The organism is Actinoplanes sp. NPDC049548, from assembly GCF_040676695.1.
Lineage (GTDB): Bacteria > Actinomycetota > Actinomycetes > Mycobacteriales > Micromonosporaceae > Actinoplanes.
The window spans coordinates 20,080-32,775 of sequence record NZ_JBFAPM010000021.1 but is presented as its reverse complement, the minus strand read 5'-3'; the positions used below and the strand labels follow the sequence as shown (position 1 = coordinate 32,775).

General features: G+C 73.4%; 10 protein-coding genes. 5 read left to right on the top strand and 5 right to left on the bottom strand.

Annotated features, from left to right (window positions below; genetic code table 11):
• Positions 1-27: 27 nt before the first annotated feature.
• Positions 28-675, bottom strand: a complete 648-nt coding sequence (locus AB0J80_RS31335; RefSeq protein ID WP_364712135.1) for a GPP34 family phosphoprotein — start codon at positions 673-675, stop codon at positions 28-30.
• Between the two features lie 326 nt (positions 676-1,001).
• Between AB0J80_RS31335 and AB0J80_RS31330 the strand changes: the two genes are divergently transcribed.
• The 4 genes from AB0J80_RS31330 (at position 1,002) to AB0J80_RS31315 (ending at position 5,392) form a co-directional block, all read left to right on the top strand.
• The gene (locus tag AB0J80_RS31330; protein WP_364712132.1) at positions 1,002-2,258 is read left to right on the top strand and encodes a DUF1800 domain-containing protein; all 1,257 of its coding nucleotides are present in this window, start codon (positions 1,002-1,004) and stop codon (positions 2,256-2,258) included.
• A gap of 10 nt (positions 2,259-2,268) precedes the next feature.
• Positions 2,269-3,474: a DUF1501 domain-containing protein gene (locus tag AB0J80_RS31325; RefSeq protein ID WP_364712129.1), complete on the top strand. Its 1,206-nt coding sequence runs from the start codon at positions 2,269-2,271 to the stop codon at positions 3,472-3,474.
• Between the two features lie 60 nt (positions 3,475-3,534).
• Complete coding sequence (locus AB0J80_RS31320) at positions 3,535-4,305, top strand: class III extradiol ring-cleavage dioxygenase (RefSeq protein ID WP_364712127.1); 771 nt, start codon at positions 3,535-3,537, stop codon at positions 4,303-4,305.
• A gap of 79 nt (positions 4,306-4,384) precedes the next feature.
• Positions 4,385-5,392, top strand: coding sequence for a TerC family protein (locus tag AB0J80_RS31315; protein WP_364712124.1), 1,008 nt, complete (start codon positions 4,385-4,387; stop codon positions 5,390-5,392).
• Between the two features lie 63 nt (positions 5,393-5,455).
• On the opposite strand, the gene AB0J80_RS31310 is transcribed toward AB0J80_RS31315, so the two are convergent.
• The 4 genes from AB0J80_RS31310 to AB0J80_RS31295 all read right to left on the bottom strand — a co-directional run bounded on the left by AB0J80_RS31310 (position 5,456) and on the right by AB0J80_RS31295 (position 11,563).
• Complete coding sequence (locus AB0J80_RS31310; protein WP_364712121.1) at positions 5,456-5,701, bottom strand: hypothetical protein; 246 nt, start codon at positions 5,699-5,701, stop codon at positions 5,456-5,458.
• Between the two features lie 210 nt (positions 5,702-5,911).
• Positions 5,912-8,137, bottom strand: coding sequence for a M4 family metallopeptidase (locus tag AB0J80_RS31305; protein WP_364712118.1), 2,226 nt, complete (start codon positions 8,135-8,137; stop codon positions 5,912-5,914).
• A gap of 88 nt (positions 8,138-8,225) precedes the next feature.
• Positions 8,226-11,003, bottom strand: coding sequence for an AAA family ATPase (locus tag AB0J80_RS31300; protein WP_364712116.1), 2,778 nt, complete (start codon positions 11,001-11,003; stop codon positions 8,226-8,228).
• A 95-nt stretch (positions 11,004-11,098) separates the two neighbouring features.
• Positions 11,099-11,563: a hypothetical protein gene (locus AB0J80_RS31295; RefSeq protein ID WP_364712113.1), complete on the bottom strand. Its 465-nt coding sequence runs from the start codon at positions 11,561-11,563 to the stop codon at positions 11,099-11,101.
• Between the two features lie 125 nt (positions 11,564-11,688).
• On the opposite strand from AB0J80_RS31295, the gene AB0J80_RS31290 reads away from it, so the two are divergent.
• A complete protein-coding gene (locus tag AB0J80_RS31290) occupies positions 11,689-12,690 on the top strand; it encodes an asparaginase (protein WP_364712110.1) in 1,002 nt (333 codons plus the stop codon).
• The last annotated feature ends 6 nt before the right edge of the window (positions 12,691-12,696 follow it).

Sequence of the window (12,696 nt, the reverse complement as noted above, 5' to 3'; positions counted from 1 at the left end):
CGTCTCCAAGCGGGGAGGGAGGGGTGGTCAGGCCCGGCGGGCCATCACGGCGTCGCCCACGGCGGCCTCTGCGTGGCCGACGAGGTGCTGGAGCATGGCCGGCAGCCGCCGGCGCAGCTGGTCGAACAGGTGGTCGCGCTCGGCGGCCTCGAGCGTGACGAGGACGTGCTGGTCGAGGCCGGTGGCGAGCACCAGCCCGGTCAGCACCAGGTCGGAGGTGTCCAGCAGCTCGCCCCGGGTCGCGGAGATGCGGATCCGGGTGCCCGGCCAGCCGGCCGTGGACGAGTCGACGGGTACGAAGCGCACCTTGACGCCGAGCAGGCCACGCTTCTCCTTGCGGTGCACCAGGCCGGCCCGGGCGAGACGGCGCTCGACCAGGTCGGTGGCGACGCCGGTGGCGAGGAACGAGATCCAGTCGCGGATCCGCCGGTGGTGCGGTTCGCGCAGCAGCTGACCGAGGACGGCGGCGGTGGCCGGGTCCGGGGTCGGCTCGTCGTCGATCACGACGACGTGGTCGTCGCGCAGATCGAGGCGGCGCCACAGGACGAGCTCGGCGAGCAGGGCCGCGGCGAGCCCGAGGCCGAGCGTGGCGGGGGTCAGCACGCAGCGGCCGCGGGGCGAGTCGTGCGCGGCGAGGTACAGGTCATCGGCGAGCGGGAGCTGCGATGACGACACGGAATCAATCCTTTGGGCATGACGGCATGACCGCCGGTCGCGGTCGCCGGCAGTCGAGGGGTACGGGTCGGAGCAGGGCGCAGTATCCGCGGACCACTACGGTGAGCGGCGTACGCGCAACACCGCGTAGCTTGCCAGCGCGCGCCATCCGGGCGCAATGTCCAGAGTGGGCAAATTCGGAATGCATTGACGGCACCCGCCGTGAGCTGCCACGACGCGGACAACACAGTGGACGGAATTAACCAGGACGTCATGCGGGACAAGCTTGACGGGGATCGAATAGCACCTTTACTGATCGCTTACACGGCGTGTCTAGCGTTCCCGGCATGACGGACCGCAGCGAGGTTTCCCATCTGCTCCGCCGCCTGACGTTCGGCCCGACCGCGGCGGAGGTCGACGCGGCCGTGGCGGCGGGCGCCGGCGCGACCCTCGAGCGGGTGCTCGCACCGATCGGGCGGCCGGCGACCGTGCCGGAGGCCGGCCCGTTCCGGCCCGGCAAGGAGGGCCGCCAGGAGGCCCGCCGGCAGGCCACCGACGCGGCGTGGTGGTGGCTCACCCGGATGGCCTCGGAACCGGGCGCGGCGGAGAAGCTCACCTTCTTCTGGCACGGGCACTGGGCCACATCGGTCCGCAAGGTGCGCTCGGCGGCGCTGATGCTCGGCCAGCAGCAGACCCTGCGACGGTACGGCGGAGGCGGCACCGGGCCGCTCGTCCGCGCCATGCTGCGCGACCCCGCACTGATCATCTGGCTCGACGGGCAGCGCAACACCCGCAAGGCGCCGAACGAGAACCTCGCCCGCGAGGTGATGGAGCTGTTCACCCTCGGGGTGGGCGCCTACACCGAGGACGACGTCAAGGCGGGGGCCCGGGTCCTCACCGGCTGGCGGGCCGACCGGACGACCGCCACCGCCACCTTCGTCGCCGCACGCCACGATCCCGCCCCGGTCACCCTGCTGGGACGCAGCGGGGCGTTCGACATCGACTCGTACGCCGACCTGCTCGTGCAGCACCCCGCCCACCTGCCCTTCCTGGCCCGGCGGCTGTGGAACCGCTACGGCTCGCCGGCCACCCCGGACGCGGCCACCACCGCACGGCTGAGCGCGGAACGCACCACAACAGGGATGCTGCGGTCGCTGGTCACCGCGGAAGCGTTCACCGCGGCCAACGGCGCGCTGGTCAAGCAGCCGGTGGAGTGGATGACCGGTGCGGTCCGGCAGCTGGGCGTGGACCTCGGGGCCCTGCCACAGAACAAGCGCGGGCCGATCCTGGGTGGCCTGCGCGCGCTGGGACAGGTCCCGTTCCGGCCACCGAGCGTGGGCGGCTGGCCCGTCGGCACGCCCTGGCTGACCACCTCGTCGGCCCAGGCCCGGCTCCGGTACGGCCAGGCCCTGACGGTCCTCGCCCCGGAAGCCGTCGAGACGTTGGCGGCGGCGGCACGCGGCGACCGGACCGAGGCGCTCGCCCGCCTGCTGGTCGTGGACGCCTGGAGCGACCGGACCCGGGCCGTGCTGAGCGCCGCCACCGGCGAGCCGCGCCGCCTGCTCGCCCTCGGGCTGGCCAGCCCCGAATACACCGTCCACTGAGGAGATGCGAATGGACACGATCACCAGGCGCCGGTTCCTGACCGCCAGCGGTGTCGTCGCGGCGGGCGCGCTCGTGGCCGGCGGCACCGCCTACGGCCTCGGCGACATCCTGGGCTTCCGCGGTGACGGGCCCACCGGGCGGATCCTCGTCCTGGTCACGCTCTACGGCGGCAACGACGGGCTCAACACCGTCATCCCGTACGCCGACCCGGCCTACGCCGCCAACCGTCCGTCGATGGCGTACGGCCACGACCAGGTCCTGGACCTCGAGGACGGGTTCGGGCTCAATCCCGGCCTCGCCGGGCTGCACCGGCTGTGGGGCGAGGACCGCCTGGCGATCGTCCGGGGCGTGGGCTATCCGCGTCCGGATCGCAGCCACTTCCGCTCGATGGACATCTGGCAGACGGCGAACCCGGACCGTCCGGAGAACACCGGCTGGCTGGGGCGCTGGCTCGACACCGCCGGCGGCGACCCCCGCCTCGCCGTCTCGTTCGAGCCGGTCCTGCCGCCGCTGCTGGCGGGCGCCACGAGCGCGGGAGCCACCGTGCCGGGTGGTGCGCTGACGCTGCCGCAGGGCGTGGACGGCACGGTCCTGGCCGGTTTCGGCACCCCGGCGCCGGGCGAGTCCACCGGCCGGGCCCGGGCCGCCGCCTGCTTCGCCGACCTGGTCAAGGTGCGGGACCTGATGGCCGGGACGGTCGAGGACGACGAGGGCGACGCCGACGAGCCGGCGACCGCGACCGGCGGGCAGGCCCCGCCGCTGGACCAGCAGCTCGCCCTGGTCACCCGCTGCATCGAGGCGGGCTCCGCGACCCGGGTCTACTCGGTGTCCCTGGGCGGCTTCGACTTCCACGCCGACGAGAAGAGCGCCCAGGAGTCGATTCTGGCGAGCCTGGACAAGCCGCTCGCCGCGTTCGCCGAGCGGATGGCCGGCCACGGCGTGGTGGTCGCGGTCTACTCGGAGTTCGGCCGCCGGGTACGGGCCAACGCCTCGGAGGGCACGGACCACGGCACCGCCTCCTCGGTCCTGCTGCTCGGCGACGGCATCCCGGGCGGCCTGTACGCCGAACCGCCGAGCCTCACCGACCTCGACGACGGCGACCTGCGCCACACCACCGACTTCCGCGACGTCTACGCCATGCTGCTCGCCGACGTGCTGGACGCCGACCCCGGACCCATCCTCGGCGGCTGGGAGGGCCGGCTGACATTTAGTTGACGTCTCAACAAAATGGCCGTACCGTGGAGGCAGGTAGTTGAAGCGTCAACGGAGGTCATCATGAGCACCATGCCCGCGCTGTTCCTCAGCCACGGCGCCCCGCCCCTGGTCGACGACCCGGCCTGGGTGGCGCAGCTCAAGGACCTCGCCGCCGGGCTGCCCCGGCCCACGGCGATCCTGGTCGCCTCGGCGCACTGGGAGTCGGCGCCGCTCATGCTCGGCGCCACCGAGACCGTGCCGCTGGTCTACGACTTCGGCGGCTTCGCCCGGCACTACTACGAGGTGCAGTACCGGGCACCCGGCGCGCCCGGGCTCGCCGACCGCATCGAGAAGCTCATGCCCGACACCGAGCACGTCGCCCGGACCCGGCGCGGCCTCGACCACGGCGCGTACGTCCCGCTGACCGTCATGTACCCGGACGCCGACATCCCGGTGCTGCAGATGTCGCTGCCGACCCTCGAGCCCGACCGGCTGCTGGACCTGGGGCGGCGCCTGGCCCCGCTGCGCGACGAAGGCGTACTGATCATCGGCTCCGGCTTCACCACCCACGGACTGCCGTTCCTGCGCGACTTCCGCACCGACGCGGCCGCCCCGGGCTGGTCGCGCGAGTTCGACGCCTGGGCCGCCGAGACGCTCGCCCGCGGCGCCGTCGACGAGCTGGCCGACTTCCGCACCCGGGCACCCGGCATGCCGTACGCGCACCCCACGATCGAGCACTTCGCCCCGATGTTCCTGACCCTGGGCGCGTCCGGCGATCCGGAGCAGAGCCCCGAGCAGCCGATCGACGGCTTCTGGATGGGGCTGGCGAAGCGCTCCTTCCAGGTCGCCTAGCAGGGCGTTTTCAGGATCCTCCCAGCGTGACCAGGGATTCTGGAGACATCCCACCACGACACTCGGAGGTTTCTCCCTGATGCTGGAGGTCACCGCGCTCGGCTGGACGCTGACCATCGCGGTCATCGTCGCCCTGCTCGCCCTCGACCTGACCCTCGGCGTGCTGCGCCCGCACGCCGTCGGGTTCCGTGAAGCCACCGCCTGGTCGGTCTTCTACATAGCCGTCGCGCTCGCCTTCGGTGTCGTGTTCGCCCAGGTCGCCGGCTGGGACTACGGCACCGAGTACTTCGCCGGATACATCGTCGAGAAGAGCCTGTCCGTCGACAACCTCTTCGTCTTCGTGATCATCATGAGCACCTTCGCGGTGCCGGAGAAGTACCAGCAGGAGGTGCTGACCTTCGGCATCATCATCGCGCTGGTGCTGCGCGTCATCTTCATCGCGCTCGGCGCGACGCTGCTGTCGCTCTTCTCCTTCATGTTCCTGATCTTCGGCCTGCTGCTGATCTACACCGCGGTGCAGCTCTTCCGGCACCGCGACGAGGACCCCAGCGTCGACGACAACGCCCTGGTCAAGGCCAGCAAGCGACTGTTCCCGGTCACCGACGAGTACGCCGGCGGCAAGCTCTTCACCCGCATCGGCGGCCGCCGAATGGCCACCCCGCTGTTCATCACGCTGATCGCCATCGGCAGCACCGACCTGCTCTTCGCGCTCGACTCCATCCCGGCGGTCTTCGGCGTCACCGAGGAGGCGTACATCGTCTTCGTCGCCAACGCCTTCGCCCTGCTGGGCCTGCGAGCGCTGTTCTTCCTGGTCAAGGGGCTGCTCGACCGGCTCGTCTACCTGTCCACCGGGCTGTCGCTGATCCTCGCCTTCATCGGCGCCAAGCTCGTGCTGCACTGGCTGCACGAGGACGTCTGGCACGACGCGCCGCAGATCAGCACGCCGGTCTCGCTCGGCGTCATCCTGGTCATCCTGGTGATCACCACCGTGGCGAGCCTGGCGAAGACCCGCCGCGACCCGACCGCCAAGGCTCACGCCGGCAGCCTGCGCGCCCACGCACCACTGGAGGACCGCGCCGAGAACTGACCACGTGGACACAGAACGGCCCCGGCGACGTTGCCGGGGCCGTTCGGTTTGAGGGTGGACCCGTCAGGCGCGATAACCGCCCACGACGATGCGCGTGCGCTGCCGCTCGTAGTCCTGCTGGTTGAGGATCTCGCGGATCTGCTCGGTCTCGGCCTCGTCGTGCCGGCCGAGGATGAGGTCGAGCTCGGCGCGCTCGGCCGGGGTCTGGAAGGCCGCGAGCTCCGCGCTCAGCCGGCGGCGGGCGCGCCGCTGGATGCGGCGGTTCGTCAGGTTGACGCGGGCGTCCTTGACCCGGTTCTTCAGGGGCATCGTCCGTCTCCTTACGGAAAGTGATGGCGAGAGCGTGATCGCTCTCCCCTACCAGGTTGCTGGCTCCGGACTACTGCAACAAATCCACCAGGTAAAACATTCGATCAAGAAGTGACCCGGGCCACCGTAATGCTGTAGCCCGGGTCACTCTCCGTCGACAAATGCCTGGTCAGACGCCCTCGGTGTTTTACACCACAGCGGAGCAAAAAATCAGAGCGTCAGCGTCCAGGTGTTGATGTAGCCGGTGTCCGCGCTGTACACGTCGCGGACCTGCAGCTTCCAGGCACCGTCGCCCGCCTCGCTCGAGAGGTTGACGGTGTAGGTGGTGTTGACGTTGTCCGCGCTGTCCGTGGCGCTGCTGTTCTTCAGCCGGTAGGACGAGCCGTCCGGTGCGACGAGGTCGACGACCAGGTCACCGCGGTACGTGTGGACGATGTTCACGGCCACCGTGGACGTCGCCGAGGCGCTGCGACCGCAGCCGCTGATGGTGATCGTGCTGGTCACCGCCGAGCCGGCGTCGGGGATGGACACGTCGGTGCCGTTGGTGCCGGTGCAGCTGCCGCCGGGGCCGCCGGTCACGGTCAGCGTGTAGGTGGCGGTGTGCGTGGCCGAGCCGGTGCCCGTCACGGTCACCGTGTAGGTGCCCGAGGGCGTCGACGCGCTGGTCGAGATCGTCAACGTGGACGACGACCCGGAGGTCACCGACGCCGGGCTGAAGGTCGCGGTCGCGCCGCTGGGCAGGCCCGAGGCGCTGAGGGCGACCGTCTGCGCCGAACCGGACGTGGTGGCGGTGGCGATCGTGGTGGTGGCCGACGAGCCCGCGGCGACGCTGCCCGAGGCCGGCGAGGCGGAGATCGAGAAGTCGTTGCCCGGGTTGCCCGTGCAGGTGGCCTCACCGGTCTGCGCCGGGACGCTGATCGCGTTCCACGCCGCCTTCACCGTGTTGAACTCGGTGCAGCTGGTCGGGTACAGGTTCTTCGCCGCGTTCAGGGTCGCCGTACGGATGTTGGCGTACCGCCAGGTCGAGGTCTTGGCCTGGAGCGCGTTGTAGTAGATCTCGCCGGCCTTGCGGATGGAGATGCCGGACACGGACGACGAGTTGCAGGTCGGGCTGGCGGGCTGGCCGTTGCTCGGCGCCGAGCCCTCGGCGACCAGGTAGAACCAGTGGTTCAGCGGACCCGCCGCGGCGTGCACCTCGGTCGACGGGATGGACGTGGACCAGCAGTTCGGGTCGCCGGCCAGCGACGGGTTGTACATGTAGCGGATCGGGCCGTCACCGACCAGGTCCACCTCCTCGCCGACGCTGTAGTCCGGCGGGTCGAGCGGGCTGTTGGCGTACGCCTCGGTCAGCGCACCGAAGATGTCGCCGGTGGACTCGTTGATGCCGCCGTTCTCGTTGCCGCTACCGGCGCCACCCGGGGTGTACTGGAAGACGGCGTGGCCGAGCTCGTGCCCCACCACGTCGATCGGCGTGGCCTGGCGGGTGTTGGCCTGGTTGTGGCCGAAGTTCACGTACGAGCCGTTCCAGTACGCGTTCACGTCGTTCAGGCCGACCCGGATCGGCGGGTTGTTCCCGTTGCCCTGGATGCCGTTGCGGTTGAACCAGGCACCCAGCATGTCGATCTCGCGCTGGGCGCCCCACAGCGCGTCGACGCAGGCGGTCTCCAGGTTCGTCCCCGAGCCGTTGCCCCAGACGTCGTCGGTGCCCGTGTACGCCGAGCCGTTCTGCCCGCCGCACTTGAGCCCGGGACGCGTCGAGTCGGTCATCGAGTACGACGACCCGGAACCGGACGTGTTGATCGTGACGTTGCCGTAGTAGTAGCCGTTGCCGGTGCCCTCGCGGACGTAGTCGACCTGGTCGATCACCTTGCCGGTCTGCGCGTCGACGAACACGTGCAGGTTGCTCGGCCGGCCCTGCGCCGTACGCCCCTCGACCACGGCCTCGTACGCCAGCTTCGGCGTGCCCCAGGCGAGCACCTTCAGCTCGGGCGTGGCGGCGGAGTCCACCTTGGCCAGCCGGGTACGCGCGGTGGCCGCGGCCTGCGCCGGGGTGACGCCGGCGGTGGTGCCGACGGCGATCGGGGCGGTCTGCGCGACCGCGGTGTCCTTCACCGTGCCGCCCGCGTCCGTGGTCACCACGACGTCGCCGCCGACCACGGGCAGGCCCTTGAAGATCCGGGCGTAGGTCACGTACTGCAGCCCGCGCGTGCCCTGCACGACGCCGGTGCGCTTGAGCGTGTCGCCGTCGGCGCGGCGCAGCAGCGACGCGGTGCCGGCGCTGCCGACGAGCCGGTCGGCCGCGGAGGCGGCCAGCGCGGCGGGGGCGGGTGCGGGGCTGGGGGCCTGAGGTTGCGCCGAGGCCGGCGTCGCGGCCAGGGTCAGCGCGGCCCCGGCGGCGAGGGCCGCCGCGGCCGGAATGAGTTTTCTCCGTCGCACGCTCGTACTCCTTCTCTCGACCCGGTCAGGGCGAGGCCTGGGCACGGTGTCCCGGGGGTCGGGGGCACCAGGCTGTTGAGCAGTGACGCTATGCATCGACGGCGGTCACCGAATCAGGGAAAACCCTTGTCGGCAGCTTCTGGGAGAGCTGGGTGCGGGACCGCACCCCGAGCTTGCGGTAGACCCGCGTCAGCGTGGCCTCGACGGTCTTGACGCTGAGGAACAACCGGCCGGCGATCTCCCGGTTGCTGGCGCCGTCGCGCACGAGCGCGGCGATGCGCGCCTCGGTGGAGGTCAGGCCCAGGTCGGACGGGGGCGCGGCCGGTCCTTCGGTACGCGCCAGCGCCCGCTCGGCCTGCTCGGTCCACGGCTTCGCGTCCGCCGCGACGAACAGGGCCAGAGCCGCACCGAGGGCGACGCGGGCGGCCGCGTACCGGCGCCGTCGCCGCTCCGCCCCGCCCTGCACCAGAAGCGCCTGCGCCTGTTCGAGCGGCTGGTGCAGCTCGGCGAAGTGCTGCGCGGACGTGGCGGACAGCACCACCGCCGCGTCGGCCCGCCCCTGCTCGGACAGCACGATCGCGCTGGCTCGGTCGAGGTAGCCGTCGAGACCCGGGGTGACGCCCAGCCGCTCGGCGCCGCAGCGCGCCTCCGCGAGCACCGCGGCGGCCTCGTCGTGCTCGCCGAGCGCCGCCAGGCCGCCGGCCAGGTCGCCCTGCCAGCGCACGATCATCGGGTCCGCCGCACCGCCCTCGAGGTCGCGCAGCCTGCGCAGGGTCGCCACCCCGGCGCGGGTTTCGCCGGCGCGCAGCTGGGCCTGGCCGAGGGCGTGCAGGCTGCGGCGCAGGTAGAGGCTGTCGCCCTCCTGCTCGGAGGCGCGGACGCCGCGGTCGGCGTACCCGCGGGCGGCGTCGAGGCTGCCCCCGGCCAGCTCCGCCACGGCCGCCGTGTACCAGGTCGGGCCGGGACTCAGGCCGGCGTCGCGGGCGGCGGTCACGGCGCGGTGGGCGTAGCGCAGGGCATCGCGGCACCGGCCGGCACGGGTTGCCACCTCGGAGAGGCTGCGCAGCACCTCGACCAGCGCCTCGCCGGTGCGGTCGTGCTCGGCGACGGCGAGCAGGACCAGCAGCTCGGCGCGCGCCTCGTCCAGCCGGTCGTCCATCATCGCGAACCGCGCCGCCAGGTAGCGCGGGCTCAGGTGCAGCCAGCCGGGCACCTGCGGCGCGGGCAGGGCGAGCGCCCGGCGCAACGTACCGGCCCACTGCGGCTCACCGCGCAACCGCTGCACCTGGGCGAGCGCGCTCAGGGCCATCGCCTCGGTGGTCCGGTCCCCGGCCGTCCGCGCGGCCCCGGCCGACTCGGCGGCGCAGGCCGCGGCGGCGTCCGCGTCCCCGCCGATCATCGCCGCCCACGTCTGCCGCAGCCGGACCGGCGCGAGCAGGGCCGGGTCGGCACCGGCGTCGTTGAGCGCGCCGGCGAACATCTCCCCCATCCCGGCCAGCCCCTGACCGGCCAGGTCCAGCAGCACGAGCCGGGCCCGCACCCGGTGCGCCGGCGGGGCGTCGGCGGCGGCCAGGACGGCCTCGGCGGCGCGCCCGGCGACCGCGGGCACCCCGGCCGTCGCGGCGGTGCCGGCCGCGGTGACCAGCCAGTCGAAGCGCCGCGCCGCCAGGCTGCGCGGGCAGCGGTCGGCGGCGAGCAGGTACAGCTCGGCGGCGGTCCGCCCGGCGCCGCGCCGGTGCGCCTGAGCCGCGGCGTCGACCAGGTCGCGGGCCACGTCGGCGTCGGGACGGCCGCTGCGCAGCGCCCGGTGCCGGACCGCCACCGTCTCGTCCAGCGCCGCGTTGGCGAGCGCGTCGTGCACCCCGGCCCGCCGCGCCGCCCCGGCGTCCTCGGCGAGCACCGCGGCCAGCGCAGGCGGCGTGAACCGGACGGCCTCGCCGTCGAGCTCCACGAGGCCGGCCTCGGCGGCGGCGCGCAGGTCCCGATCGGCATCCTCGTGCCCCGCCCGGACCAGCACCGTCACGGTCGGCTCGGTGGCCAGCGCCGTGACCAGCAGGGTGGCGGTGACGGCGGGTGGCAGGGCGGCGAGACGGCGGCGCAGCAGGGCGCGTACCGGTTCGGGCAGCGGGGCGGGCCGCCACACCGGACCGGGCTCGACGGCGCCGAGGGCGAGGGCGAGGAACGGGTTCCCGCCGCTGGCCTCGTGCAGGCGGGCGGCCGCGCGGCAGGACAGCCCGCGGGCCTCGAGCAGGGCGGTCAGGTCACCGGCCGCGAGCGGCGGGACCGCAAGCTCCGCCACCGGGGCGGGACAGAGCCGGGTCGCCCGGTGCCGGCTCCCCTCGCCGGGGAAGCGCTGCGCGGCCACGACCCGTACCCGCGGGCCGGGACGGCGGCGCATGGCGAAGCTGATCAGCTCGGCGGACTCCGCGTCGAGCCACTGCGCGTCGTCGAGGACCAGTAGCACGGGCCGGGACCGGACGCAGTGCGCCAGCAGGCCGGGCAGCACCAGGCGGCGGGCCAGGGCAGGTGCACCCGCCCGCGGTGCCGCACCCCGGCGCAGCACCGACAGGGCCGCGCGGTGCGCCGGAGGCAGGGCGGCGAGGGCGTCCGGCGGCATCTGCGCCACAAGGTCGGCGATCCCCGCGTACGGGAGGAGGCGCTCTGCCGCCGCGGGCCGCAAGCGCACGACGAGCTCTCCCCGCGCGGCAGCCGTGGCGGCCAGGGCGTCGAGCACCGCCGTCTTGCCGATCCCCTCAGGCCCGTGCAGTGCCACACCACCACCGGCGGCGAGCCGCGCCTCGGCAGCGGCGAGCAGCGGCCCCCTGCCGAACAGGGCGGTCGCCGCGGGCCGCGCGCCGGAGTCCACGGCCGTCTCCCCCCGGTGAGAGCCATCGAGGGCCTCAGCCTAAGGAAGTTCTCAGGAATGCATCAATGCCTGCGCATGTGTCAATCATTAAGCAGTCACGGTGCCGGCAGCGCGGACTCCAGGTTCATCCACCGGTCGGCCAGCTGCCGCCGACGGCACGCGACCAGGTGACTGGCGAGGATCGCCGGCTGGCCACCACGGACGCAGACGTCCGCTCCCGCGGTCAGCACGCCCGCGACGAGATCGGCCCGGGTGTCCTCGTCGACCAGGGCCACCACCCGGGTCCGCGACGCGACCGCCGCCCGCACGGCCCGGACGTCGTCCACCCGGGCGCCGCTGATCAGCACGATCTCGTCGGCGCGGACGTCACTGGGCCCGGAGGCGAACCGCACCGACCAGCCGGAGGGCAGATGCGACCTCAGCGCGGCGACACGTCCCGGATGGCCGAGCACCACGACGACCGGGTCCGCGCGCTGCCGGTCGAGCCCGGGCACCGGCACGGCGGTCGAGTTCGGGGCGAACGCCCGGTTCTGGTCGCTGCGGTTCAGCTGCACAAGCATGTCGGACTCCCCCATCGGTCGATCTCCTCGTCGCCTACTCTTCGCCCCGAGGCTGAGCCCGGCTTGTGCCGTACCTGTGCGTCTGTTGGCAATCTCCCCTCGCCCGCGCACGTAAAGTCGCGGTCATGACGCGGATCATGGTGTGCGGGATGGGCGGCACGATCGCGATGACCCCGGTTCCGGGTGGAGGCGTCGAGCCGGCGCTGACCACTGAGGACCTCACCGCCGCCGTCCCGGGCCTGGCGGCGCTCGGGCTGGACCTCGCCCTGGTTGACGTCCAGAACGAGCCCAGCTCGTCGCTGCGCCTCGAGGACGTGGTCGCGCTGTCCCGCACGATCGCCGACCGGCTGGCGGCCGGCGCGGACGGAATAGTCGTCACGCAGGGCACGGACACCTTGGAGGAATGCGCGTACCTGCTGGACCTGCTGCACGACGGCCCGCAGCCGGTGGTCGTCACGGGCGCGATGCGCAACCCGGCGCTGGCCGGCGCCGACGGGCCGGCGAACCTGCTGGCGGCGCTCACCGTCGCCGCCAGTCCGGCCGCCCGCGGGCGTGGTGTCCTCGTGGCCTTCGCCGACGAGGTCCACGCGGCGGCACGCGTCCGCAAGGCGCACTCGGGCCGGGTGGCGGCCTTCGAGTCGGCGGCGGGCGGGCCGGTCGGCTACCTGGTGGAGGGGACCGCGCACTTCGTCTCGCCGCCGTCCCGGCGGTTCGTGGTGCCCCGCGGAAAGCGGGTGCCGCGCGTACCGGTGATCGTCGCGACGTTCGGCGAGGACGCACCCGCGGTCCCGGGCGACGCGGACGGGCTGGTCGTCGCCGCGTTCGGGGCCGGCCACCTGCCCCGATGGTGGGTCGAGCCGCTCGCCGAGGCGATCGCCCGCATCCCGATCGTGCTGGCGTCGCGCACGCTCGCCGGGCCGGTGCTGTCCGCCACGTACGCCTATCCCGGCTCCGAGCGCGACCTGCTGGGCCGCGGGCTCGTCCCGGCCGGTCTGCTGGATCCGTGGAAGGCCCGGATGCTGCTGCTGGCGACGCTGGCGGCCGGCGCGGACCGGGACCAGGTGGCGGGGGCGTTCGCGGCGGCCGGCGGGCTCGGCGACCCCGGGCGCTGGCCGTGGCGGGAGTGACCGGCG

Bases quoted from the DNA above. Each gene is read 5' to 3' on its own strand.
- AB0J80_RS31325 (WP_364712129.1), top strand. From the start codon at position 2,269: ATGGACACGATCACCAGGCGCCGGTTCCTGACCGCCAGCGGTGTCGTC.
- AB0J80_RS31295 (WP_364712113.1), bottom strand. From the start codon at position 11,563: ATGCTTGTGCAGCTGAACCGCAGCGACCAGAACCGGGCGTTCGCCCCG.
- AB0J80_RS31330 (WP_364712132.1), top strand. From the start codon at position 1,002: ATGACGGACCGCAGCGAGGTTTCCCATCTGCTCCGCCGCCTGACGTTC.
- AB0J80_RS31320 (WP_364712127.1), top strand. From the start codon at position 3,535: ATGAGCACCATGCCCGCGCTGTTCCTCAGCCACGGCGCCCCGCCCCTG.
- AB0J80_RS31310 (WP_364712121.1), bottom strand. From the start codon at position 5,701: ATGCCCCTGAAGAACCGGGTCAAGGACGCCCGCGTCAACCTGACGAAC.
- AB0J80_RS31290 (WP_364712110.1), top strand. From the start codon at position 11,689: ATGACGCGGATCATGGTGTGCGGGATGGGCGGCACGATCGCGATGACC.
- AB0J80_RS31315 (WP_364712124.1), top strand. From the start codon at position 4,385: ATGCTGGAGGTCACCGCGCTCGGCTGGACGCTGACCATCGCGGTCATC.